This window comes from Nocardioides piscis (assembly GCF_011300215.1).
GTDB classification, from domain to species: Bacteria; Actinomycetota; Actinomycetes; order Propionibacteriales; family Nocardioidaceae; genus Nocardioides; species Nocardioides piscis.
Map to the genome: position 1 here is coordinate 2,533,591 of NZ_CP049866.1, position 22,521 is coordinate 2,556,111.

Annotated in this window: 23 protein-coding genes; 15 read left to right on the top strand and 8 right to left on the bottom strand. The window is 69.5% G+C overall.

Features of this window, described 5'->3' with window-relative positions; translation table 11 throughout:
* Positions 1-2 precede the first annotated feature (2 nt).
* From G7071_RS12470 to G7071_RS12490, 5 genes are all read left to right on the top strand, one after another.
* Positions 3-920 (top strand): VOC family protein, encoded by a 918-nt coding sequence (locus G7071_RS12470; protein ID WP_166319263.1) that lies wholly within the window; start codon positions 3-5, stop codon positions 918-920.
* Positions 917-2,383, top strand: a complete 1,467-nt coding sequence (locus G7071_RS12475) for an FAD-dependent oxidoreductase (RefSeq protein ID WP_166319265.1) — start codon at positions 917-919, stop codon at positions 2,381-2,383. The genes G7071_RS12470 and G7071_RS12475 overlap by 4 nt, the downstream gene beginning before the upstream one ends.
* Complete coding sequence (locus tag G7071_RS12480) at positions 2,380-2,976, top strand: SDR family NAD(P)-dependent oxidoreductase (protein WP_166319267.1); 597 nt, start codon at positions 2,380-2,382, stop codon at positions 2,974-2,976. The genes G7071_RS12475 and G7071_RS12480 overlap by 4 nt, the downstream gene beginning before the upstream one ends.
* 23 nt (positions 2,977-2,999) lie before the next feature.
* Entirely contained in the window at positions 3,000-3,764 is a 765-nt protein-coding gene (locus tag G7071_RS12485; protein WP_166319269.1) for an SDR family oxidoreductase, read from the top strand.
* A gap of 85 nt (positions 3,765-3,849) precedes the next feature.
* Entirely contained in the window at positions 3,850-4,527 is a 678-nt protein-coding gene (locus tag G7071_RS12490; RefSeq protein ID WP_166319271.1) for a DUF4184 family protein, read from the top strand.
* Positions 4,528-4,553: 26 nt separating this feature from the next.
* On the opposite strand, the gene G7071_RS12495 is transcribed toward G7071_RS12490, so the two are convergent.
* Complete coding sequence (locus G7071_RS12495) at positions 4,554-5,615, bottom strand: NAD-dependent epimerase/dehydratase family protein (RefSeq protein ID WP_166319273.1); 1,062 nt, start codon at positions 5,613-5,615, stop codon at positions 4,554-4,556.
* 130 nt (positions 5,616-5,745) lie between these two features.
* Here G7071_RS12495 and G7071_RS12500 point away from each other — a divergent pair, with 130 nt between their 5' ends.
* On the top strand, positions 5,746-6,489 hold the full coding sequence (locus G7071_RS12500) for an HpcH/HpaI aldolase family protein (protein ID WP_166319275.1): 744 nt from the start codon (positions 5,746-5,748) through the stop codon (positions 6,487-6,489).
* A 19-nt stretch (positions 6,490-6,508) separates the two neighbouring features.
* On the opposite strand, the gene serA is transcribed toward G7071_RS12500, so the two are convergent.
* Complete coding sequence (serA, locus tag G7071_RS12505) at positions 6,509-7,702, bottom strand: phosphoglycerate dehydrogenase (RefSeq protein ID WP_166319277.1); 1,194 nt, start codon at positions 7,700-7,702, stop codon at positions 6,509-6,511.
* Positions 7,703-7,912: 210 nt separating this feature from the next.
* Between serA and G7071_RS18725 the strand changes: the two genes are divergently transcribed.
* Positions 7,913-8,185, top strand: coding sequence for a hypothetical protein (locus G7071_RS18725; protein WP_206063065.1), 273 nt, complete (start codon positions 7,913-7,915; stop codon positions 8,183-8,185).
* Between the two features lie 29 nt (positions 8,186-8,214).
* Positions 8,215-8,340 (top strand): hypothetical protein, encoded by a 126-nt coding sequence (locus G7071_RS19685; RefSeq protein ID WP_281351666.1) that lies wholly within the window; start codon positions 8,215-8,217, stop codon positions 8,338-8,340.
* Positions 8,341-8,373: 33 nt separating this feature from the next.
* On the opposite strand, the gene G7071_RS12515 is transcribed toward G7071_RS19685, so the two are convergent.
* Together G7071_RS12515 and G7071_RS12520 are read right to left on the bottom strand one after the other, a co-directional pair.
* The gene (locus tag G7071_RS12515) at positions 8,374-10,431 is read right to left on the bottom strand and encodes an elongation factor G-like protein EF-G2 (RefSeq protein WP_166319279.1); all 2,058 of its coding nucleotides are present in this window, start codon (positions 10,429-10,431) and stop codon (positions 8,374-8,376) included.
* Positions 10,432-10,487: 56 nt separating this feature from the next.
* Positions 10,488-11,549, bottom strand: a complete 1,062-nt coding sequence (locus G7071_RS12520; protein WP_206062789.1) for a M36 family metallopeptidase — start codon at positions 11,547-11,549, stop codon at positions 10,488-10,490.
* Positions 11,550-11,752: 203 nt separating this feature from the next.
* Here G7071_RS12520 and G7071_RS12525 point away from each other — a divergent pair, with 203 nt between their 5' ends.
* Positions 11,753-12,781 carry an Atu2307/SP_0267 family LLM class monooxygenase gene (locus G7071_RS12525; RefSeq protein WP_166319281.1) on the top strand — a complete coding sequence of 343 codons (1,029 nt, stop codon included), beginning with the start codon at positions 11,753-11,755 and terminating at the stop codon, positions 12,779-12,781.
* Between the two features lie 119 nt (positions 12,782-12,900).
* Here the strand turns inward: G7071_RS12525 and G7071_RS12530 are convergent, their stop codons facing one another.
* A complete protein-coding gene (locus G7071_RS12530; protein ID WP_166319283.1) occupies positions 12,901-13,434 on the bottom strand; it encodes a GNAT family N-acetyltransferase in 534 nt (177 codons plus the stop codon).
* A 221-nt stretch (positions 13,435-13,655) separates the two neighbouring features.
* On the opposite strand from G7071_RS12530, the gene G7071_RS12535 reads away from it, so the two are divergent.
* The 3 genes from G7071_RS12535 to G7071_RS12545 all read left to right on the top strand — a co-directional run bounded on the left by G7071_RS12535 (position 13,656) and on the right by G7071_RS12545 (position 15,378).
* Positions 13,656-14,045 carry an OsmC family protein gene (locus G7071_RS12535; protein WP_166319285.1) on the top strand — a complete coding sequence of 130 codons (390 nt, stop codon included), beginning with the start codon at positions 13,656-13,658 and terminating at the stop codon, positions 14,043-14,045.
* Positions 14,046-14,181: 136 nt separating this feature from the next.
* Entirely contained in the window at positions 14,182-14,751 is a 570-nt protein-coding gene (locus tag G7071_RS12540; protein ID WP_166319287.1) for a dihydrofolate reductase family protein, read from the top strand.
* Positions 14,752-14,892: 141 nt separating this feature from the next.
* The gene (locus tag G7071_RS12545; RefSeq protein WP_166319289.1) at positions 14,893-15,378 is read left to right on the top strand and encodes a cupin domain-containing protein; all 486 of its coding nucleotides are present in this window, start codon (positions 14,893-14,895) and stop codon (positions 15,376-15,378) included.
* Positions 15,379-15,414: 36 nt separating this feature from the next.
* Here the strand turns inward: G7071_RS12545 and G7071_RS12550 are convergent, their stop codons facing one another.
* Complete coding sequence (locus tag G7071_RS12550; protein WP_166319291.1) at positions 15,415-17,139, bottom strand: DEAD/DEAH box helicase; 1,725 nt, start codon at positions 17,137-17,139, stop codon at positions 15,415-15,417.
* 350 nt (positions 17,140-17,489) lie between these two features.
* On the opposite strand from G7071_RS12550, the gene G7071_RS12555 reads away from it, so the two are divergent.
* The gene (locus tag G7071_RS12555) at positions 17,490-17,879 is read left to right on the top strand and encodes a hypothetical protein (RefSeq protein ID WP_166319293.1); all 390 of its coding nucleotides are present in this window, start codon (positions 17,490-17,492) and stop codon (positions 17,877-17,879) included.
* Here the strand turns inward: G7071_RS12555 and G7071_RS12560 are convergent.
* Together G7071_RS12560 and G7071_RS12565 are read right to left on the bottom strand one after the other, a co-directional pair.
* A complete protein-coding gene (locus G7071_RS12560) occupies positions 17,859-18,485 on the bottom strand; it encodes a hypothetical protein (protein WP_166319295.1) in 627 nt (208 codons plus the stop codon). The two genes, G7071_RS12555 and G7071_RS12560, sit on opposite strands and share 21 nt — an antisense overlap.
* 77 nt (positions 18,486-18,562) lie before the next feature.
* On the bottom strand, positions 18,563-19,144 hold the full coding sequence (locus tag G7071_RS12565) for a DinB family protein (RefSeq protein WP_166319297.1): 582 nt from the start codon (positions 19,142-19,144) through the stop codon (positions 18,563-18,565).
* Positions 19,145-19,572: 428 nt separating this feature from the next.
* On the opposite strand from G7071_RS12565, the gene G7071_RS12570 reads away from it, so the two are divergent.
* The gene (locus G7071_RS12570; RefSeq protein WP_206062790.1) at positions 19,573-20,790 is read left to right on the top strand and encodes an IS110 family RNA-guided transposase; all 1,218 of its coding nucleotides are present in this window, start codon (positions 19,573-19,575) and stop codon (positions 20,788-20,790) included.
* Between the two features lie 333 nt (positions 20,791-21,123).
* A complete protein-coding gene (locus G7071_RS12575; RefSeq protein WP_166319299.1) occupies positions 21,124-22,515 on the top strand; it encodes an HNH endonuclease signature motif containing protein in 1,392 nt (463 codons plus the stop codon).
* The last annotated feature ends 6 nt before the right edge of the window (positions 22,516-22,521 follow it).

Sequence of the window (22,521 nt, forward strand, 5' to 3'; positions counted from 1 at the left end):
CAATGACCGACATCCGCGGGCTCGGCTACCTCCGGGTCCAGACCACCGACGTCCCCCGCTGGCGCGAGCTGACGGTCGAGGCGCTCGGGCTGGCCGAGACCACCGGCCCGGTCGAGGACGGCCTCTACCTGCGCATGGACGAGCGCGAGTCGCGACTCGCCGTCCTGCCCGGCGACACCGACCGCGTGCTCGCCGTCGGCTGGGAGGTCCGCGACCAGTTCGCCCTGTCCCGGGTCGGGCGTGACGTCGAGGCCGCCGGCTTCGGGGTCAAGCAGCTCAGCGCGAGCGAGTGCCACGAGCGCCGGGTGGAGGCCGCCATCTACTTCGACGACCCGGCCGGCACGCCGGTGGAGGTGTTCTTCGGCCCGGTCCTCGACCACGACCCGGTTCGCACGCGCTGGACCCAGCGGTTCGTCACCGGCGACCAGGGCCTGGGCCACGTCGTGCTGCCGACGACCGCCATGGACGAGACCGTGGCGTTCTACACCGAGGTGCTCGGCTTCCTGCCCCGCGGCGCGATCCGTCTCGGCGGTCCGGCCACGGACGGCCCCGTGCGACGGGTCCGGTTCATGGGGGTCAACCAGCGCCACCACAGCCTCGCCGTCTGCCCCGCCCCGCACGGCGAGGCGCCCGGTCTGGTGCACCTGATGATGGAGGTCGACTCGCTCGACGCCGTCGGTCGGGCGCTCGACGAGGTCAACCGTCGTGGGTTCTCGTTGTCGTCCACGCTGGGCCGTCACACCAACGACAAGATGGTGTCGTTCTACGTGCGGGCGCCCGGCGGCTGGGACCTCGAGCTCGGCACCGAGGGGATGCTCGTCGACGAGAGCTACTACACGGCCGAGGAGATCACTGCAGACTCCTACTGGGGTCACGACTGGTCAGGCTCGGAGCCCCTCGCGGCGTTCGCCACGCCATGAGCCCTGCGGCGTCGGGGGACCAGGTCCAGGACGCGCTGGTCGACGTCGACGTCGACGTCGTCGTCGTCGGTTTCGGCATCGCGGGTGCGTGTGCGGCGATCAGTGCCGCCGAGGCCGGGGCCTCCGTGCTCGTGGTGGAGCGCGCGGGGGCACCGGGCGGGTCGTCGGCCCTGTCCGGGGGCGAGATCTATCTGGGTGGTGGCACGCCTGTGCAGCAGGCCTGCGGGTTCGACGACACCGCCGACGACATGTTCGCGTTCCTCAACGCGGCCCTCGGTCCGCACGCCGACGAGGAGAAGCTGCGCGTCTATTGCAACGACAGCGCGGAGCACTTCCGCTGGCTGGTCGACCACGGGGTGGAGTTCCGGCCGAGCCTCTATGACGCGCCTACCTGGATGCCCCCGACCACCGACGGCCTGATGTGGCTGGGTGAGAACAGCTGGCCCTTCGACACCGTGGCGCGACCTGCTCCTCGTGGCCACCGTCCGCCGGCGCCCCACTTCGCCGGCAAGCTGCTGATGGATGCGCTGGTCGCTGCGGCGGAGGACGTCGGCATACGCACGATCGTGGACACCCGGGTGAGCTCGCTCCTGGTCGAGTCGGGTCGGGTGGTCGGTGTCCGGGTCCGGCACTACGGCGAGGAGCGCGAACTGCGGGCCCGCAAGGGCGTCGTGCTCGCGACCGGAGGCTTCGTCGACAACGAGGAGATGCTGGCCGCCCATGCACCGGCACTGCTCGGGCACGGCAAGGTCAGCGACGGTCTCGACGACGGCTCCGGGATCCGGATGGCCCAGGTGGTCGGGGCCGCGACCCGGCGGATGCATGCGCACGAGGTCGCGCTCACCGTGCTGCCGGCCCTCGCGGCCCGCGGCATCCTGGTGAACGCGCACGGCCAGCGCTTCATCAACGAGGACACCTATCCCGGCACGATCAGCCACGCGGCCGTCGTGCACCAGCCCGGCCCCTGGTGGGTGGTGGTCGACGAGGCCGGCTTCGACGACGTCCCGGCCGCGGACCTGTGGGGCGTCCGACCCACCCACGCCGCCGAGACCCTGGCTGAGCTCGAGGCTGACCTGGGCATGCCGCCGGGGTCGCTGGAGGCGACGGTGTCGGCCTACAACCGCTGTGCCGAACAGGGGGAGGACCCGCTGTTCCACAAGGCCGCGCGCTGGCTCCGGCCGCTGCGCCCGCCCTATGCCGCCGTCGACGTGGCGGCCGGCTTCCACCCCGGGGACCGGGACAGTGCGGCTCCCGCGACCGGGGTCGCCGGCTTCACGCTCGGCGGGCTCCACACCAGCGTCGACGGGGAGGTGCTGTCCCTGACCGGGGCGCCGGTGCCGGGCCTGTTCGCCGCCGGGCGGGCCACCGCCGGAATGCACGGTGACGGCTACATCAGCGGTACGTCGCTGGGCGACGGCTCCTACTTCGGGCGCCGCGCGGGGCGTGCATTGGCGGACTCGTGATCGGGGTGCCGCGGCTCGAAGGTCGGCGGGTGCTGCTCACGGGGGCGGCTTCGGGGATCGGGCGCACGATGACCCGCCGGCTCGTCGCCGAAGGCGCCTCGGTGTTCGCAGTCGATGTGGACGCCGAAGGGCTGGCGAGCACGACCCGGGCCTGCGAAGGGCCGGGCCGGGTCAGGGTGGGCGTGTGCGACGTGACGTCCGAGTCCGCCGTCGCGCGGACCGTGGGCGACGCGATCGCCGCGCTCGACGGGATCGACACCCTCGTCAACGCAGCCGTCATCCACCGCGCCACCTCGATCGAGAAGCTCACGGTCGACGACCTCCACCTGCTGCTCGAGGTCAACGTCGTCGCCTTGGCGATGCTCTGCCGCGAAGCAGTCGCGCACCTCTCACGCGGTGGGGTGATCGTGAATGTCGTGCCGAGACCCGCCGCCCCCCTCACTTCGGCGGACTCCGCCTCCCGGGGCGCGGTCCTGGGCTTCTCGGCCAGCCTGGCCGCCGAGCTGGACGACTGGGGCATCCGCGTCAGCTCCGTCCCACCCGAACCCGACCTGATCGCCGCCGCGCTGGTGCGCGACCCGTCGTCCGCCTGATCGCAAATCACCCTGGAGGAACCATGTCCCGTCTCGTCGTCGTCACCGGAGCCGCCTCAGGCATCGGCGCGGCCGTTGCCTCCCTGCTGCGCTCCCGGGGGGACCGTGTGGTCGGTGTGGACCTGAAGGACGCGGAGGTCTGCGCCGACCTCTCCACTCCCGAGGGCCGAGCCGATGCCGTCGCTGCGGTGCTGGAGCTGTCCGGGGGAGTGGTGGACGGCCTCGTCACCTGCGCCGGGCTCTCGGTGCCCTCGCCTGCGTTGGTGCGGGTGAACTACTTCGGGACGACGGCGTTGGCGCTCGGGCTGCAGCCGGCCCTCGCCGCGTCCGAGGCGCCACGCGTGGTGGTGATCGGGTCCATCTCCGGCACCCACCCGGTCGACCAGGCGCTGGTCGACGCCCTGCTGGACGACGACGAGTCGCTCGCCGTGTGGATCGCCGAGCAGGCGATCTCCGAGGGGCGTCCGGCCCAGCTCTATCCCTCGTCGAAGTCCGCACTCGCCCAGTGGGCGCGACGGACGTGCGTGGCCCCGGGCTGGGCGGACGCAGGCATCCCGCTCAACGTCGTCGCGCCCGGCGTCGTGCTCACCCCGATGTCGGCCGCGCTGGTGGCGAACCCCGCGATGAAGAAGGTGATGGACGACGCCGTACCGATGCCCCTCCACGGCTATGCCGCGCCCGAGGACCTGGCCCGCGTCATCGGCTTCCTCGTCTCGCCGGAGCTCACGCACGTGACCGGCCAGGTGCTCTATGTCGACGGGGGAGCCGAGGTCACGCTCCGGGGCTGAGGTCCACTGGGGCTGCCGTCCTGGCGGAGCTCGGTCGCGGTCCTTCGGCGGCTCGTGCTGGCCACGGTTGGCCTATTCTCGCGAGATGCCTCTGGCACCTGCGCACCCCGCAGTCGTGCTGCCGATGCAGCGGCTCGGCCTACCGCTGAGCGCCCTGGTGGTCGGCTCGGTGGCGCCGGACGCACCGGTGTACCTGCCGGTGCTGGTGGACTACGAGACCACGCACAGCGCGTGGGGCGTCCCCATCGACACCGTGATCGGCCTGGTCCTGCTGTGGTTGTGGTTCTTCCTGCTGCGTGCCGCCGTGGTCGACCTGACGCCGGGCCTACGCTGCCGGGCGCCCGCGGAGGTCCGGCTCGGGAGGAGGGCCTGGCTGCTGGCTCCGCTTGCCGTCGCGGTGGGTGCGGGGACGCACGTGGTGTGGGACTCCGCCACCCACGACTGGGGGTTCCTGGTGCGGGAGCTCGCGTTCCTGCGCGAGGACTACGGCCCGCTCCCGCTGCACCGCTGGTTCCAGCACTCCTCGACCGTCGTCGGCTCTTCGGTCGTGCTGGCATACGGCGTGTGGCGACTGAGGAGCCAGCCTGTGGTTGCCCGGCCGGCGGCGGTGGGTCGTAGTCGGCTCTGGCCGGTCCCGATCCCGGTGGCTGCGGCGTCTGCTGCCATCCTCACCCGGGACGCCGAGACCGCCGTCGGTGCCGCGTTGGTCGCGTTGGTCGTCGTTGCTGGTGCGTGGCGCACGGTCCGCCGTCGGGAGCCGTGAAGCATCGGGTCGAGGGCAGGCCGCTTTCACGGCGTACGGCGGCTGCTCACCGGCCCGCGGGAGACGAACTCGCGCAGCGCGCCCCTGACCGAGCGGGGACGCAGCACGGGGGACCGGTCCGATTCGCTCTCACGCATGCCCTGCACGGTCTCCTGCAGCACCGAGACGGCGTCGTGCGAGGGCCTCCAGCCGAGCTCCGAGGTCGCCCGGGTCGTGTCGAGCAGGGGCAGCGCGTAGGCCATGTCGACCCAACCGGCATCGATGGGCTGGAGCCGGGCGTGCCAGCTGGCCGCCACTGCTGCGCGGACCGCTGGAGCGGGGACGTGGACCAGTCGGGCGCCGAGCACGGCTGCGACGAGCTCGGCTGTCACCGCCGGTTCCGCCGCGAGGTTGAACGCGCCCGGGACCCTGGCTTCGAGCACCCGCACGATGGCGTCGGCGACGTCGTCGGCGTGGACCATCGGGATCACGAGGCCACGGTCCAGCGGCAGGACGGGCACGTGCCGCAGCACCGAAGCGGGGACCACCGCCGGCAGTCCGTAGCGCAGCAACGCGCTCCCTGCCTTCCGCTGCCCGACGATGCCGGGCCGCAGTCGCGTGACCACCAGGTCGGGCGCCTCGCCCTCCAGACGGTCGAGCAGGCGTTCGGCCGCGGCCTTGTGCCGGCTGTACATCGAGCTCGGGACGCCGTTGGTCGGCCACGTCTCGTCGACGGGGGCGTTGTCGCTCTTGGGGGAGTAGGCGCCGACCGACGACATGTGCACCAGGTGCGGCACCCCTGCGGTCATGGTCGCGTCGATCACCCGCCGGGTCCCGCCGACCCCGAGGCTCTCGAGATAGTCCTCACGGTGAGTGGGCTGGAAGCCCCACGCCAGGTGCACCACTGCGTCCGCGCCGGCGAGGACGCCTGCCAGGTCACCGTCCTCGCGCGAGAGGTCGACGTGTGCCCACTCCACGTCGTCGAAGGGCTCGACGGGGTCGGGGGATCGTCGTACGACGCCCACGATCGTGTGCTCGCGCTGGTGGGTGAGCCTGCGCAGCAGGGCCGAGCCGAGGTTTCCGCTTGCTCCCGTGATCACGATCCGCATGTCAGCTCCTCCATGGTTGCCCGTCCGGGACGTCCGTTCGCTCTCCAGACCCGTACCCCGCGTGAGGCTGTTCATCCTCGCCAGGCGGGGGTGCCGCCGACCGTGCCGCCGGTCGGGCGAGGATGGGGGCATGGCTGTCAATGAGGTCGACCTGCGTCGGTGGTGGTCCGAGGGGCGGGTGTGCCACGGGTTGTGGAGCCTGCTGCCAGGGGTGGTGACCGCGGAGGTGCTTGCGCGGACCGGTCCCGACTACGTCGTCGTGGACCTCCAGCACGGGGCCGTGTCGGAGGCGGAGCTCCCCGGGGTGGCCGCGGCGATCAGGTCCGCAGGCTCGGTGCCGTTGGTCCGGACCCGCAGTCCGTTGTTCGCCGACGTCGGCCGCCCGCTTGACCTCGGCGCCTGCGGTGTCATCGTCCCCAACGTGCGCGACGCCGACCACGCCCGGGAGGTCGTCGCCGCCAGCCGCTATGCCCCGGCCGGCGGACGATCGATCGGCCGCCTCTCCGGTGGAGCCGACGAGCCGCTGGTCATCGCCATGGTGGAGACCTCCACTGCGCTCGACGACCTCGACGCGCTGTTGGGCGTCCCGGGTCTGGACGGGATCTATGTGGGCCCGGGGGACCTGTCGTTGTCCCTCGGTCTCGATGGTGCGGATCGGGTGGCGGAGCTGGGTGGAGTCCTGTCCTCGACAATCGCGCGCGCCGTCGCTGCCGGGGTGCCCGTCGGCGTCCACGCCAGCACGGGTGAGGACGCTGCCCGCCATGCTGCCGAAGGCGCGACCATCGTGACGGTGGCCGTCGACGTCTTCTCGGTGGGTGAGGCGATGGCGCACCACCTCGAAGTCGCTCGGAGCCGGTCTCAGGACAACGACTGATCGGCGACGGCGACCGGGGTCACCAGGCGCGCACCCACACGCAGTGCTCCGAGCGCCGCAGATCCTCGATGGCCTCGGCGGACAGAGGCTCTGACGCGTCGGTGATCACGTAGCCGAGATGATCCCTGGTCGACAGGTGCTGACCGATCACGTTGTCGCCGGCCTCGGCGAACACCACGTTGAGGTTGGCGAGCACACCCGGGACGTTGTGGTGGAGGAAGCCGAGCCGGTGCCCGGGAGTCAGCGAGGGCGGGAGGACCTGCGGAAGGTTGACCGACAACGCCGTACTCCCTTGAAGGGCGAACCCGGCGAGCTTCTCGGCCACGAACCAGCCGATCTCCTCCTGCGCCTCCTGGGTCGATCCGCCGACGTGGGGGGTCAGGATGACGTTGTCGAGGCCGCGCAGCACGGACTCGAACTCTTCGCCCTGAGCCTTTGGCTCGACCGGGAACACATCGACCGCCGCGCCGGCGATGTGGCCGGACACGACATGGCTGCGCAACGAGTCGTAGTCCACCACCATGCCGCGGGAGGCGTTGATGAACAGAGCTCGTGGCTTCATGGCCGCAAACTCGTCGGGACCGAACAGGCCTGCATTCCCGGGCCGGCCGTCGACATGCAGGCTGACCACGTCGGCGATCTCGAGCAGCTCTGCGAGCGACGCCATGCGACGGGCGTTCCCGTGGGCGGGACGATCGGCCTTGTCGTAGAAGACGACCCGCATCCCGATCGCCTCAGCGACGTTCGACAGCTGGGTGCCGATGTTGCCGTAGCCCACGATCCCCAGCGTCCGGCCGCGTACCTCGTGGCTGCCTCGTGCTGACTTGTCCCACACGCCGTCGTGCATCCGTTGAGTCTTCTCCGGCAGCCGCCGGGCCAGCGCGATGATCTCGCCGATCACCAGCTCGACCACACTCCGCGTGTTCGAGTGCGGGGCGTTGAACACACCGACGCCCCGCTCCGCGGCCGCGACCAGGTCGACCTGGTTGGTGCCGATGCAGAAGCAGCCAATCGCCTCCAGGTCCGGAGCTGCCTCCAGGACCCGCTTGCTCACCGTCGTGTTGGACCGGATCCCCAGCAGCTGCACACCATGGAGCGACTCGATGAGCTCGGACTCGGGCAGGGCTCCCGAGTGCACGTCCACCTCGTAGCCACGGGACCTCAGGACCTCCACTGCCGTCGGGTGGATGTTCTCCAGGACCAAAGCCTTCATGTCGACACCGTATGGCAGTGCCGGCGAGGCATCAGCGGTGCGGTCCGAGACGTCGTTCGCGCGGCGACGTCGGTCGGCCATCTGGCCGTGTCCGTGCGAGAAGCAACGCGGCGTACCGGAAATGCAGGATTTGTGGCGCAATCAGGAATGCGCGCTCAGGTGGCGGGACACCGTGGACGTTCGCTCAGGAACGGAAGGTGCGTGGCGCTCATGCGAGACCAGTTCGACGTCGACCTCGAGGACACCGACCTGCTCGGCGAGGTGGAGCTGACGACGGCGCTCATGATCGCGGCCACGGAGTCTGTGGAACGTCTGTCGTGCGCCGAGATCGATGACCTGCTGGGAGTCACGGCCAAAGGAGACGACGATGGCGGACTGGCGGATGGTCGAGCGGGCGGTGTTCGCACGGCACAGCAATCCCTGGAGCGCGTTGACGAGGTGGGCGAGCGCACCGCTGATTCTCGTGCCGGTGTGGCGACGTAGCTGCCGCGACCGCCGCGGGGCTTGTCGCGGTGTTCGCCGCCTACAAGCGCCGCGCAGTGCCGGCCGCTCCTGCCACGGCATTGGAGATGGGGCTGCTGATGGCGTACTGGGAGCTGATGGCGCGCTACTACGCCCGCAACAGTGATGTGCGTTGAAGTCCCGTCCCCTCAGAGCGGCCAGGACAGAGGTCACGGGACCCGCTCGTAGTGGGCGAACGTACGCGTGAAGGACGCCGATCCGTGCGTGAGGGAGCGCAGCTCGGTGGAGTAGCGGCTCAGCTCGATCTGTGGCACGTGAGCCCTGACCACCACCATGCCTGGCTCATCGGCCGTCTCGCTGCCCAGGACCTTCCCACGTCGCGCCGAAAGGTCTCCCATGACCGTCCCGACCAGGTTGTCACAGATGAGCACCGAGACCTCGTCGACCGGCTCGAGCAGGCATACGCCTCCGCGGGTCGCGGCGTCGCACAGTGCCAGCCCACCCGCCGTCTGGAACGCCATGTCGGAGGAGTCGACGCTGTGGGCCTTGCCGTCGGTCAGGGTCACCCTGATGTCGACCATCGGGTAGCCGGTCTCGACCCCGCGGCTCATCTGTGACCGGACTCCCTTCTCGACCGAGGGGATGAACTGGCGTGGCACCGCTCCGCCGACCACGCGGTCGACGAACTCGAACCCGCTGCCCTCCGGGAGCGGCTCGACCTCGATGGTGCACACGGCGTACTGCCCGTGCCCTCCGCTCTGCTTCACGTGCCGGCCGTGTCCGGTGGCGGGCCGGGCGAACGTCTCCCGCAGAGGGACCCGGAGCTCGACCTCCTCGACAGGCACGCCGTACCGGTTGGCGAGCCGGTCGAGCACGACGTCCGCGTGGGCCTCTCCCATCGTCCACAGCACGATCTGGTGGGTCTCCGGGTTGTGCTCGACCCGCAGCGTCGGGTCCTCGGCGGCCAGCCGCTGGAGTCCCGGGGCCAGCTTGTCCTCGTCGATCTTCGACCGCACCCGGATGGCCAGCGGCAGCTGGGGCTCCGGCATTCGCCACGGCTGCAGCACCAGCGGCGCGTCGACGGAGGCAAGCGTGTCGCTGGTCTCGGCATGCCTGAGCCGCCCGATGGCGCAGATGTCGCCGGCAGTCACTGCTGGGGCCGGACGCTGGGTCTTGCCCAAGGGCACCGAGAGGGTCCCGATCCGCTCCACCTCGTCGTGGTCCTCGTGGCTCGAGGCCGGGTCGACGCCGGTGGCCCAGGCCGAACGGTGCCCGGACACGTGCACGGTTGCGTCGGGCCGTACGGTCCCCGAGAACACCCGCACCAGACTGACGCGCCCCACGTAGGGATCGGTTGTCGTCTTGACCACCTCGGCCACCAGCGGACCGGACGGCTCGCACTCGATCTTCGGGCCCGGGCCGCCTGCAGGGGTGTACACGGTGGGTATCGGGTGCTCGAGCGGTGAGGGAAATGCGGACACCATGAGGTCGAGCAGCTCCGTGGCCCCCACACCACTGGTCGAGTCGACCGGGACGACAGGGTGCAACGATCCCCGCGCAACGGCGAGCTCCAGGTCTCGGACGAGAAGAGCCGTGTCGATCTCCTTGCCGGCGAGATAACGCTCCATCAAGGTCTCGTCCTCGGACTCCTCGATGATGCCCTCGATGAGCGCCGCTCGTTGCTCGGCGTGCCCGTGATCACCGGTGATCAGACCGACGAGACGTCTGCCGTCGTGCAGGTAGACCGGGAGCACCCGGTCGCCGAAGGCGTCTTGGGCCTGCGCCACCACGTCATCGAAGTCGGCGCGGGGGCGGTCGAGCTTGGTGACGGCAACAGCGCGGGGCATGGCTACGTCGGCGCACTCGCGCCACAGCGCCACGGTCTGCTCGTCGACCCCCTCGTTGGCGGCGATGACGAACAGGGCGCAGTCCGCTGCGCGCAAGCCTGCGCGCACCTCGCCGATGAAGTCGACGCACCCCGGGGCGTCCAGCAGGTTCACCTTCACCCCGTCGTGGACCAACGGGGCGAGCGCGAGGGCGACGGAGCGCTGCTGACGATGCTCGATCTCGTCGAAGTCGCACACCGTGGTGCCGTCCTCGGTGCTCCCGGCACGGTTGAGCACCCCCGCACGGACCAACAGCCGCTCGACGAGGGTGGTCTTTCCCGCACCCGCCGCCCCCACGACCAGGACGTTGCGTATCGACTCCGGTCGGGACGCGACCGGGGGGCCAGCCGGGCCGACGGTGCCGCCGGCCGATTTGCTCACGTGACGGCTCCTGCTCACTCGTCCTGAAGTGTCACCTCGACGGAACCGACCGAGCGCTACTCGGTGACGGCTATGCCACGGTCGATGAACGCGTTGCGGACCGCGTTGACCTCGGCCTGCGACAGCTTCCCCTGATCACGGAAGAGCTCCGCCGTGCGGATCGTGTGATCGGCTGCCGCGGCGAACGTCGTGTCCGGCGCGAACGAGAACTGCGACTGCAGGATCAGCGTGTCGGCCTTCGTCGCACCGAGCTTGTTGCGGATGTCCCACAGCGCGCGTGACCAGATCTGGCCGTCGAAGTGCACCTGGCCGCGCCGGTCGGCGTAGGTCAGGTTGGTGTCGATGCGCCGCAGGCAGTGCGGGGCTGACGGGTCGTACGACACCGCGTCCCAGTCGGCGACGCACGGGGCGTCGGCCGTGGGGGCGAGCACGTTGGTGACCGTGACGGCGAGGTAGTCGCCGAACGCCTCACCGATGGCGCCGGCCTCGATGCTCGTGCCGAAGCCCGCCACCTGGGCGTCGTGCACGGCGTGGCCGTACTCGTGGATGATCACTTCGGCGTCCTCGCCGTCGTCCACGCCGCCCTTGCCGAGCTTGATCATGTCCTTCTTGTCCCACGAGAAGCTGTTGTCGGCTCCCCACTGGTTGATGCGCAGGTCCTGTGACTCCATGTTGACCGGCGCGTAGGTGCCGGTGCCGAAGCCGAGGCTCTGGATGTACTTCTGCGTCTCGGTGACCCAGTAGTAGGCCATCACCTGCTCGAACCGGTCGTCGTTGCGCCGGTAGATGAAGGTGTTGGTCGGGGAGTAGGCCCGGTCGCCAGTCTCGCTGACGACGTTGGCCCAGTCGCCGACGAGGTAGCCGCTGCCGTCGAGGTTGGTCAGCGTGACGGTTCGGTACGCCGGTGCGAGGGCCGCGTAGTCCGCGTCGTTCTGGTCGGTGAGGGTCTGGTCCTGCAGCGACGCAACCGGGTTGGGGTAGAAGACCTGACCCGACCCGGTGCTCGAGCCCGACGGCGGCTTGCCGTTGCCGGCCTCCGCTGCACCGGTCACCAGGGTCGCGAGGCCGAGCCCGGCGAGGGCGACAGCGGCGACGCGTGTATTCGTCCTTGAGCGCACGTGGACCTCCACATCCTTGTCCGGAGTTTGTCAATGTACGTCCTCACCCGCCAACGGAATAGGGGCCACGATGAGTTCTCCGATGTAGGTGTGCTCCGGTAACCGGAGGCCGCCGACAGGCGGCGGCACGACGCGTCGCTGCCTGCGGCTTCGCGAGCGTGGAACGATGAGTCGACCCACCCGATGAGCTAGGAGAGGCAACGATGCATCTAGGCGTGGACAGCTTCGTCTCCACCGTGACGGATCCCGCCACCGGCCACGTCATCGGGCCTGCGGAGCGGATGGAGCACCTGCTGGAGGAGATCACGCTCGCGGACCGCGTCGGGCTCTACTCCTTCGGCATCGGCGAGCACCACCGCAGCGAGTACTTCGATTCGGCCCCAGCAGTCATCCTGGCGGCCGCAGCCGCCCGCACGGAGCGCATCCGGCTCGGCAGCGCGGTGACGGTGTTGAGTGCGGCCGACCCGGTGCGGGTGTTCCAGCAGTTCGCGACCCTGGACATCATTTCAAAGGGACGGATTGATCTGGTGGTGGGCCGCGGCTCGTTCACGGAGGCTTTCCCTCTCTTCGGACTGGACCTCGCCGACTATGACTCGCTGTTCACCGAGAAGCTCGAGCTGCTTCTGCGGATCCGCGATGCTGCAGAGGTGACCTGGTCGGGGCGGCATCGTCCGGCCCTGGTCCGTCAGAGCGTCTATCCGCGCCCGGTGCAGGACCCGCTTCCGATCTGGGTCGGTGTCGGCGGGACCCCCGAGTCATTCGCCCGCGCCGGACTGCTTGGCCTGCCACTGATGGTGGCGATCATCGGCGGCGAGCCGCGACAGTTCGCTCCGCTCGTGGATCTCTATCGGCGCGCGGGCGCTGAGGCCGGTCACTCGCCGGACAAGCTCCAGGTGGGGTTGCACGTCTTCGGGTTTGTCGCCGACAGCACCCAGGAAGCGGCAGACACCATCTACCCGGGATGGGAGGAGATGTTCACCAAGGTCTCCAGGGAGCGAGGCTTCCCCCGGCCGACCCGGCAACAGTTCGACGCCACGTCTGGCCCGAACGGCGCATTCTTCATGGGCGACCCGCAGACGGTGGCCGACAAGATCCATCGCGTCTCTGAACAGCTGGGTGGCGTGAACCGACTGTCTCTGCAAATGACCAACCCGCGGCTGGCCCACGACGACCTTCTCCGCGGTATCGAGCTCCTCGGCAACGAAGTTGCCCCGCTGGTGGCGACTGCGTAGAGGTGGTCACCGGTTCTGGCTGCTTGCCGCGGACGGCCTGGTCGAGGTCGCGTCCTTGAGTGCTGTAGCGGCCGGATGCAGCAGGTTCCACGTTCACCACCAATGCCAACCTGCACACCTCACGCCGGTTGCCGCACGACCAAGGCGTTGTAGGGACCCAGGCGAGCCACCTCAACGAATCCAGCACTGAGGAAGACGGGCAACGTGCCGGAGTAGAGACGCTCGGACAACTGCGGCGCCTGTGTCGTCACGTCAACCGGGTACGCCTCGATCGAGGTGGCGCCACGCGAGCGGGCGAAGGTCACCGACTCGGCGACCAGCTGGCGCACCAATCCCGTCCCGCGCGCCTGCGCAAGCACCACGAAGCAGGTGATCGACCACCGAGTGTCGAGGTCGTCACAGTCTGGTCTGAGCTGCGGCAGGAACGGTGACGCGGTGAGCCGGTCGAGCTCGGCGAGGGGAGCGACTGCGGCCCAGCCGACGGCTCTTTCCCCGGACAGGGTTAGGAGCCCCGGCTCGCGGCCGTCCCGTACGAGGTTGACGAGAGCCTCTCGATTATCCCGGGTCTCCCGCGACGACCAGAGGTCTGCCGAGCACCGGTGAAACTGGCACCAACAGTGTGAGGACTCGCCGAGTTGATCGAGCAGGGACACGATTGCGGATTCATAGGCAGGCGAGGCAGGGACGATTCGAACTTGCTGCACAATTGAGCCAAGCACACCCGCAGCCTCCGGGGAACCATCCACGCGATGCCTTTGGTGCGACTCCACGGGGATAGACATCATGCGTCATTGCCTTGCACGGCTCGCGGCGGACAGGCGCATCTCTGCTGCGATGCCTCGGATTGCGCCGTCTCTATGGGCAGAATCTGCGCATGAACCTGTCACCTCTCGGCGTGCGCGTGACCGCCGGAACCCTTCGCGCCGACGAAGGGGTCGTGCTGCACCATCTCTGGACGGATGGGGGTGTCGTGGCCAGCCCGGCTGGAAACGGCGCTCAGCTGCTACATCTGTCAGTGGCCCTGTGCGTTCTCAACGACACCTACCGTGAGGCGGAGAAGCTCGGGATCGAGGTGTCCGGCGTCGCGGTCGAGGCCGATGGCGGCTTTGACGACGAATGGCGATCGACCGGTATTGCCTACTCCGTGACCCTGGACTCGCGGGCTTCGGCCGAGGACCTGGTTCGCCTCGGTGCTGCGGTCGACGAAGTCGCTGAGGTCCCACGCACGATTCGTGCCGGCGCGGCGGTTGAGCGGCTCGCGTAGCCATCGCTGCCCAGGCAGCGCGGGACAACGAGGCCCAAACGCACACGCGTCGGAAACGACGCACCTTTGTCAAGGGGCGTCGTACCCGGGAGCGCTTCTCGGTGCAGACTGGTCATCGCATAGGGAGGAGTGAAAGATGCCCGAGTTGGTGGTCGACTTCATCACTTCGCTCGACGGGTATGCCTCGGCAGAGGGCTGGCCTGGCTGGTGGGGTTTGGAGGGACCGGAGTACCTCGCGTGGTTGGCGGAGAGTCCTGAGCAGGACTACATGGTCCTGATGGGCGCCAACACCTACAGGCTCATGCACGGCCTCACCGAGGAAGGCGAACCGGGGACTGACGTCTTGGGGGGCATGTCCAAAACCGTCTTCTCCAGGACGCTGGCCGGCCCGCTGCAGTGGGAGAATTCGACCTTGATCGCCGGCGATGCGGCCGAGGCCGTACGGGAGATGAAGGACACCGGCGAGAAGTCGATGCGCACCATCGGCAGCCTTGCTCTCTGCCGGTCCCTGTTGGTGGCTGGGCTGGTTGACCGGTTCCGGGTGGTGGTGTTCCCCGTGATCACGGGGGCAACGGGCAGCGAGCGGATCTACGACGGCTATCCCGACGTCGCCCTCGACATGATTGACAGCCGCACCTTCGACGGCCAGATCCAGCTCGTCGAGTACGTGCCAAAGGTGCTGGACCGCCCGCCGGGCACGTCCTGAGATTCGGGTCCGTCCTGCCGCCATTCACGCTTGTCGAGGATCAGCTACCCAACCGGTACGCGGCGACGTGGGGCGGCACTGAGGACGGCCAGGCCCAGGGTTGGACTTCCGGACCGCTCAGGTCGCAGATAGCGTCCGAGCATGTCGTACCCGGACCCCACGTACTTCGGCAACGGCGACGCCCTGGCTCGCTACCGCCCGGCGACCACGCCACCCGACCTGCCTCTTCCCGGTGGCTCGGCGAGCTACCTGGCCACGGGGGCGACGACTGACGGCCGCTTCGGGCTCTACCGATGGGACATGGGCCAGGAGCCGGCCGGGGCACAGCCGCACTTCCACCGGACCATCAGCGAGTCCTTCTTCGTGGTCTCGGGCACGGTCCAGCTCTTCAATGGCAGCACCTGGCTGGAGGGCCGACCGGGCGACTTCCTCCACGTGCCGGAGGGAGGCCTCCACGGCTTCCGCAACGAGTCAGGCGAGCCTGCCTCGCTGCTGATCCTCTTCGCGCCCGGCGCCCCCCGTGAGGCCTACTTCGAAGCGCTGGTCGAGCTCGCCGAGGGGCGCTGGACCCCGAGCCACGACGAGCTGCGGGAGTTCATGGAGAAGCACGACAACATCTACGTGTGAGCGGCGGACACCCGGACCCGCATCAATCCGAGCCCGTCAGGCGCCCTCCTCGGTCAGGGCCGTGACTGGCAGCCAGTCGGCTCCGAGGAGCTGGGCGAGATCGGCGAGCCCGGTGGTGTCGCCGCCCACTGTGTCGGAGGCCGCGGCGATCCGCTCCACCATCACCTTGCCGACCTGTTCCTCGACGGTGCCTTCGGCATACGCGATGTGCCACGGCGAGACCTGGTGGTCGCGGTGGGTGCGGCCGGTCACCTGCCGCCCGGCAATGCCCGAGAAGCGCGCCTGGTGGAAGACACCGACCCGCGACTCCGTGCTCGCACTGCGACCGTCGGCGAGGGTCTCGCCGGCGTGCAGGCTGATCGAGGCGACCGTGGTGAAGACGCAGACCTTCGCCTGACCGGTCTGGAACCGCAGTCGCTCGGCCTCTGGATCGAACCGGTCGCGGCCGTAGATCGTGGCAACGTCGATGCCGGAGTCACGCAGTCGGTCGGCGATCGGGTCGGCGGCCGTCGCCACGAACTCGACCGAGCACGCCACCTGTCGTTCGCTGTCGACCTGCTGGGCGATCCAGGCAACCGTCGAGTCGACGCGAATGAGCCCGGCCTTCTGCCGGAACCGCAGGAGGGCGGCCCGACCCAACGCCTTGTTGCGACCGCGCCGGGCGATGTCCATCTCGCGACAGAACTCGCCCCACTCCGCCTCGTAGGCCGTCCGCTCGGTCGGCGTGAGCGTCACGGGCATGCCCGAGATCGGCACCGGCCCCCAGGCCGCAGCTCGGTGCAGCATCGCTGGAGGCCGCTCTTCGTCGAGCCAGCCGCGCACGAGCTTGAGGTCCGCAGCCCGCCGGGCCGGATCGGTGGTCCACGTCGCGCCGTAGCGTCCCTGTTCCACCCCGACCCCGTGACGTTCGAGCGCGGCGGCGAAGGTTTCACCGGGTCGCGCCGCCGAGGTCCACTCCTTCATCGGCTCGCCCAGCACCTGCGCATAGGCCGGAGCGAGGTAGGGCAGCTCGAGCGGCGTGTGTCCGGGCGTCGCCGTCGTCGCGATGACGAACGGGGCCTTGTCGTGCGGCTGCCCGTGTCCCGAGATCCGCGCCCAGAGCTTCCACCGCTTCGTCGTCGTACGCCGCAGGGCGTGGGCCTCGTCCGCGATGATCACGTCCCAGGTGTGATCCTTGACCTTCTCCAGCCGGTCCCACGTGATCACGACCCATTCCAGCCCCCCATCCCCGAGCGCCGTGATCGTGCGGCACCAGTGGCCGATGGTGATCGCGGCGGGCCGGTCGGCCACGACGAGCACCCGGCGCGCACCGCGGAGGTCACCCACGGCCGTCGCCCCGAGGACCGCGGCGATCGTCTTGCCGACGCCCGGCTCGTCGGCGAGCAGGAACTGCCGTCCGCCCGCCGCAGCGCGCGCCGCGATCGCATCAGCCGCTTCGAACTGGATCCTGCGAGGCTCGAGCGCGTCGGTCGGCTCGAGGCTGGGCGTGGGTTGGTCAGGGTTGAGGGTGTTCTCGATGAACCGACCGAGCGTGTACGGCCCCGGAGAGCACGGCGCAAGGTGCGCGGGCAAGGCGCGCCCCACGTACAGGTGGGTCTTGACGGCAGGGTGCCAGGTGGCCCCGTCGACCTGCGTCCCGTACGGGACATCGAGCACCCACAGCCGTTCGCCCGGCCCGGCGACCGGCAGCGGTCGCTGCTGCGTGCCGCTCCGGCGCGACGACGCGCTGCGTCGAGCACTGGATCGTCGAGAACTGGCCACCCCCGGACGCTAACGGGGTCTCCTCCACCAGCGGAGCCGCCCCGCCGACGTCCGCACCCCGGTCGAGGCGCACTTCCCCCGTGCTGATCCCGGCCGTTGTCGCCGGTCGCCTGGTGTGGAGCAATCGCGGCGGAGAGACTCCGCGGGCGCTGCGCATCTGGCACTCTGCCTGACATGGACCACCCGGCGGGGACGGTCGGGCGAGTTCTGGGGCCCCTCGACCACCAGGCCCCAGGCAAGACGGCTGACGCCGGTGTGCCGTGACGAAGCGCTGGACGCCCCGCTCGGAGATCGCCTTGGTGAGCGATCCCTACACGTACACCGTCCCGGGGCCGCCCGGAGCGGCTCCCATGTCGCATTTCCAGGTTGTTGAGGTGACCTATGTCGACGGGTCGGTCGAACGCGTCCCCGCCGAGAACGTCGTCTCGCTGTCCGGGCAGCGCAGCGACACCGCCTACCTGATCTCGTTGGCCGTCGGTGTGCCGGCGGTCGTACTGATGGTCCTCTTGGCATTCGACGACACATACGGCGCGGCATTGGGCGCGGGCACGCTCGTCCTCGCGATGTCGTCGGCTCTCGGTTGTGCCTTCGCCGTGGCGGGGTTGCGGTCACAGACCCGCCGGTTCCGAGTCGCGGCCTTGGTCCTGACCCTGGTCCCGGCCGGCGTCATGGTGGCCTACGTGGGATTCCTCATCGCCTTCGTCGTGCTGGTCCTCGGCTCAGGGAACCCAAATAGTTGAGGAGTCCGTGAGCGCTGAACTGGCGGACAGCACCAGGTCGGCCGACCGGGCCGGGTCCACCTCAGCCGCATACGCATGTCCTTCTGGGATCCACTTCGTGTCCCAGAGGTCGAGCTCCTCCTGGTCGTCGCCCTGAAGCAGGTTCCGCGCCTTCGCCCGGGCGCCGGCGACTTCGGGGTCGACCTCGATCCACACGGTCAGGTCGAACCAGTCCTGCGTGCCGTCGTGGATGAGTCGGATGCCCTCGATGATGAGGATCGGAGGCATCGGATGGTCCTCGACGCCTGTCTGGCCCGTCCACCAGCGATAGTCGAAGCGGAGTCGATCAGGCGCTGGGACGCTGCGCACAGTCCGGACCAGTTCCTCGATGAGTCGCCAGTCATGTTGTTCCCACATGCCGGCGTGCGGGCCGCACGTCGTGGCGTAGAAGCAGTCGGTCGGGACGACCTGGTCGGGAGTGAGGCCCAGGTCAGCGCCGAGCTTCTCGGCCAAGGTCGACTTGCCGGATCCTCCGTGCCCGCTGATCCCGATCACGGGGATGCGATCGGTGGTGGCGATCAGCGATCGGGCGTGCGCCAGCAGGTCGTCGTACGTCGAGGTCCACATCGCGCGTCATGTTGCCGCGTCGCAGCGGCGATCGCCAGCGGATCTTGCGTTCGGCGGCATGGGCGGACGCTCCGGGCTCAGGCGCCGGTCCTCCCGTCGATCCGCTCACGAAGCAGGTCAGCGTGCCCGCAGTGCTGGGCATATTCGCTGATCATCCGCAGCACCAGCCAGCGCAGGTCGACGTCCTCCTGCCAGTCCAACGGCCGGGCGGTGTCGTCGAGGTGGTGAGCGGCGACGATCTCACGGGAGGTCGCGCACTCCGCCCGCCAGACCTCCAGGTCGGCGGCGAAGTCGGCGTCCGAGGGCGGATCGAAGTCAAGGTCGGGATTGTCTGGCGTGAAGAAGAGGAACGGCACGTCGCGGCGCTCGAAGTTCTGCTGGAACCACCAGCGCTCGACACCGGCGAGGTGTCGAATCAGACCATGCAGTGACAAGGCCGAGGGTGGCACGGACTGGGTCCGGGCCTGCTCCGCGGTCAGCCCCCGGCACTTCAGCTCAACCGTCGCCCGGTAGTAGTCCAAGTATGCCGCGAGCGCCTCACGCTCGGCGGCCACGCGCGGGATGCGCGGGCGGTCGTCGTCGGCCCACACAGGCGAGAAGCTGTCGTCGGTCAGGCCCGACTCCGGCTGGACCGCGCGCTCCGCAGGCTGATCGCTCATGCGCCGCATGCTGCCATGCTGAACCTCGCTGCCCTGTCCGGAAGGATCAAGCCGGTCGATGTCTGTCAGACCCGAGTCTTGACGCAACGGAGGTCACGAGTCACGGCACGCCAACGACCAACAGGCTCAGCGCTCAGGTCCAGGCGGTGATGGCGCACGCTCATCGACATGTGCGGATGCCTGGGTCGCGGCAGTTGCGTGGGAGCGTGGCCGCCCTCGACGCGGCTACTTGTTTCATTGACGCAGGACCGACGTCTGGCAAGGCTCGGTCCAGGCGCCCGGTCCGTCGCTCTCATTGCGGCTGCCCACGCTGAGTCGTGTGGCTCTCATTTGGCCTGCGCGGACCGGGCGTCGCCAGGGTCCGGAGAGGCTCAAGAGGGGTTTGCTCGGCTCGAAGTAGCGTTGCCCTCCCGACTCGACATCCAGTGATGGGACGAGCATCGGAGGAGCAAGTGAAGAACACATCTACTACCCGCGTGGTGATCGGGATGGACCCGCACAAGAGGTCGGTCACGATCGAGGTGATGGCTGCCGACGAGACCGTCCTCGGCGGCGGCCGGTACGCCACCGATCAGGGCGGTTTCGCCGAGATGAGGCGCTATGTCAGCCAGTTCCCGGACCACATCTGGGCGATCGAGGGCTGCAATGGGATCGGTCACCACGTGGCGGTCCGACTCCTCGCCGCGGGCGAGGAAGTCGTCGACGTCCCACCGAAGCTGGCAGCACGCACGCGAGTCTTCGCCACCGGCCAAGGACGCAAGACCGACGCCACTGACGCCCACTCGGTTGCGCTGGTCGGGACCCGAATGGCCGGGCTACGACCCGTGGTGGACGACGAGCAGCTCGCGGTCCTACGACTCCTGGTAGATCGCCGCCGCTCGCTGGGCGACGAGCACACCCGTAAGACTTCCCAGCTGCACCAGCTGCTGCTCGAGCTGGTCCCGGGAGGTGCGAAGAAAGACTTGTCCGCCGCCCAGGCCAAGGCGCTGCTGGCCAAGGCTCGCCCACGAGACGTCGTGGGCAAGACCCGTCGCCGGGTCGCCGCCGAGCTGGTCGCAGACCTGGAACGGATCTACGCGCGGAAGAAGGCGGCGAACAAAGAACTGACTGAGTTGGTCAAGGCCACCGGCACCACCTTGCTGGACCTGCACGGCATCGGACCCTCTGGGGCAGCCCAGTTGCTGGTCGAGGTCGGCGACATCACCCGCTTCCCTGACCGTGACCACTTCGCCTCATGGAACGGCACCGCACCGATCGACGCGTCCTCGGGCGACCAGGTCCGCCATCGGCTGTCGCGTGCCGGGAACCGGCAGATCAACCGGGTCGTGCACATCATGGCGACTGTCCAACTACGCAACGCAACCGAGGGCCGGGCCTACTACGACCGCCGCAAAGCCGAGGGCAAGACGTCGATGGAAGCGATGCGTGCGCTGAAACGGCGACTGTCGAACATCGTCTACAAGACCATGCTCGACGACACGGTCGCCCACACCGCTACTGGTTCGAGGACGGGCCCGGGAGGGCAACGGGGCAACGACTCTGACTCCAGCGCGGCCGGCTCACAGCCCCAGACCAACTCTTCGGACAAGCCACTTCCCGGACCCGCCACCACAGATCCTAGGACCCCACTACCGACAGCTTCTTGACACAGAGGGGAGCCAGATGCGGGCGTCTGATCGCTCGCCACTCGCAGCACGGTGCGACACGAGCGGTGAGCCGGCCCAGTGGATGAGCACGACTGCACCAGGGATCCGCTGATCTCGCACCTGTCGCTGGTCACGACCGACGTCCGCGACCGCATTCTTGCGTGGTGGGCGTCTGCCCTTAGCGTCCCTGGCGATCCCGACCTCGACATGAGCGGCTGTTTCGGGCGGCGCCGACAGACGGCGGAGTGCAGAAGGCTTGCGCCGAGCAGCCTTGTCCACACCCACATCCCGACGCTGGGCCCGTTGTCGGTGGGCACGGCTAGGGTCGAAGACATGTTCGATGGCCAGCTCACCCAGATCCAAGGACCGCCACCCGGCGGCTCGGGCGGAGTGCTGGCCGCGTCGAAGATCCGGGAGTGGAAGGACGCGCTGGCCGCCGCGCTCGAGGACGCCGGCCGGCTCGATGACGACGCGAAGGTCGAGGCGATCCGGGCGCTCGAGGAGGCCGTCTGTGTCACGACCGCGGCGCAGGCGTGGCTCGCCCGTGAGCTGGACGCCTCGCAGCGGTCCCAGCAGGCAGCAGCGGGACTGCCGGCCGCGAAGCAGGGCCACGGCGTGGCCCAGCAGGTCGCCCTCGCCCGCCGGGAGTCGCCCGATCGCGGGAAGCGCCACCTCGGGCTGGCCAAGATCGCGGCGACTGAGCTGCCTCACACCTGGGACGCGTGGAGGGCGGGCCGGATCACCGAGTGGAAGGCCACCATCGTCGCCCGGGAGACCGCGTGCCTGACGATCGAGGACCGGCTCGAGGTGGACAGGTTGGTCGCCAGCGACCCAGCAGCGATCGAGGCCATGGGTGACGGTGAGGTCGCCGGCGCCTGCCTGCGAGAGGCAGCCCGCCTCGATGCCGCCTCGGTCACCGCCCGCCGACGCAGGGCCGAGTCCGAGCGGCGCGTGACGCTGCGGCCCGCGCCCGACACGATGACCTACCTCACGGCTCTGCTGCCGGTGAAGGACGGCGTCGCCGTCCACGCGATCCTCAGCCAGGCGGCCGCCGCAGCGCGCGCCAGTGGCGACAACAGGACGAGGGGACAGGTGATGGCCGACGCGCTGGTCGCCGCCGTGCTGGGCCGCCGGACCGCGCAGCCGACACAGAGCGAGCCCGCACAGAGCGAGCCAACACACGGACCGCGCGTCTCGCTGGGTCTGGTGATGACCGACGGGACCCTGTTCGGCACGGCCGACGGCCCTGCCCACATCGACGGGTTCGGACCGATCCCGGCCGAGCTGGCCCGCGAGATCGTGGCCGACGCCTGCGATCGCGACGAGGAGGTCTGGCTACGACGCCTCTACACCAGCCCCGCCACCGGCGAGCTGCTCTCGATGGACGCGAGAGGACGGCGCTTCCGAGGTGGACTGGCCCGGTTCATCCGGCTGCGCGACCAGGTCTGTCGCACCCCGTGGTGCGACGCCCCGATCCGGCACACCGATCATGCGAGACGCAACGCAGACGGCGGCCACACCGACGACAGCAACGGCCAAGGTCTCTGCGAGGCCTGCAACTACGCCAAGGACGCGCCCGGCTGGCGAGCCAGACCGGGGCCGGAGGGGACCATCGAGACCACCAGCCCGACCGGCCACACCCACACCACCCGGCCGCCGCCGATCGCGACCATCATGAGCCGTCAGCTGCCGGCCCTCACCATCGACTACGTCCTGGCGAGCTGACTCAGG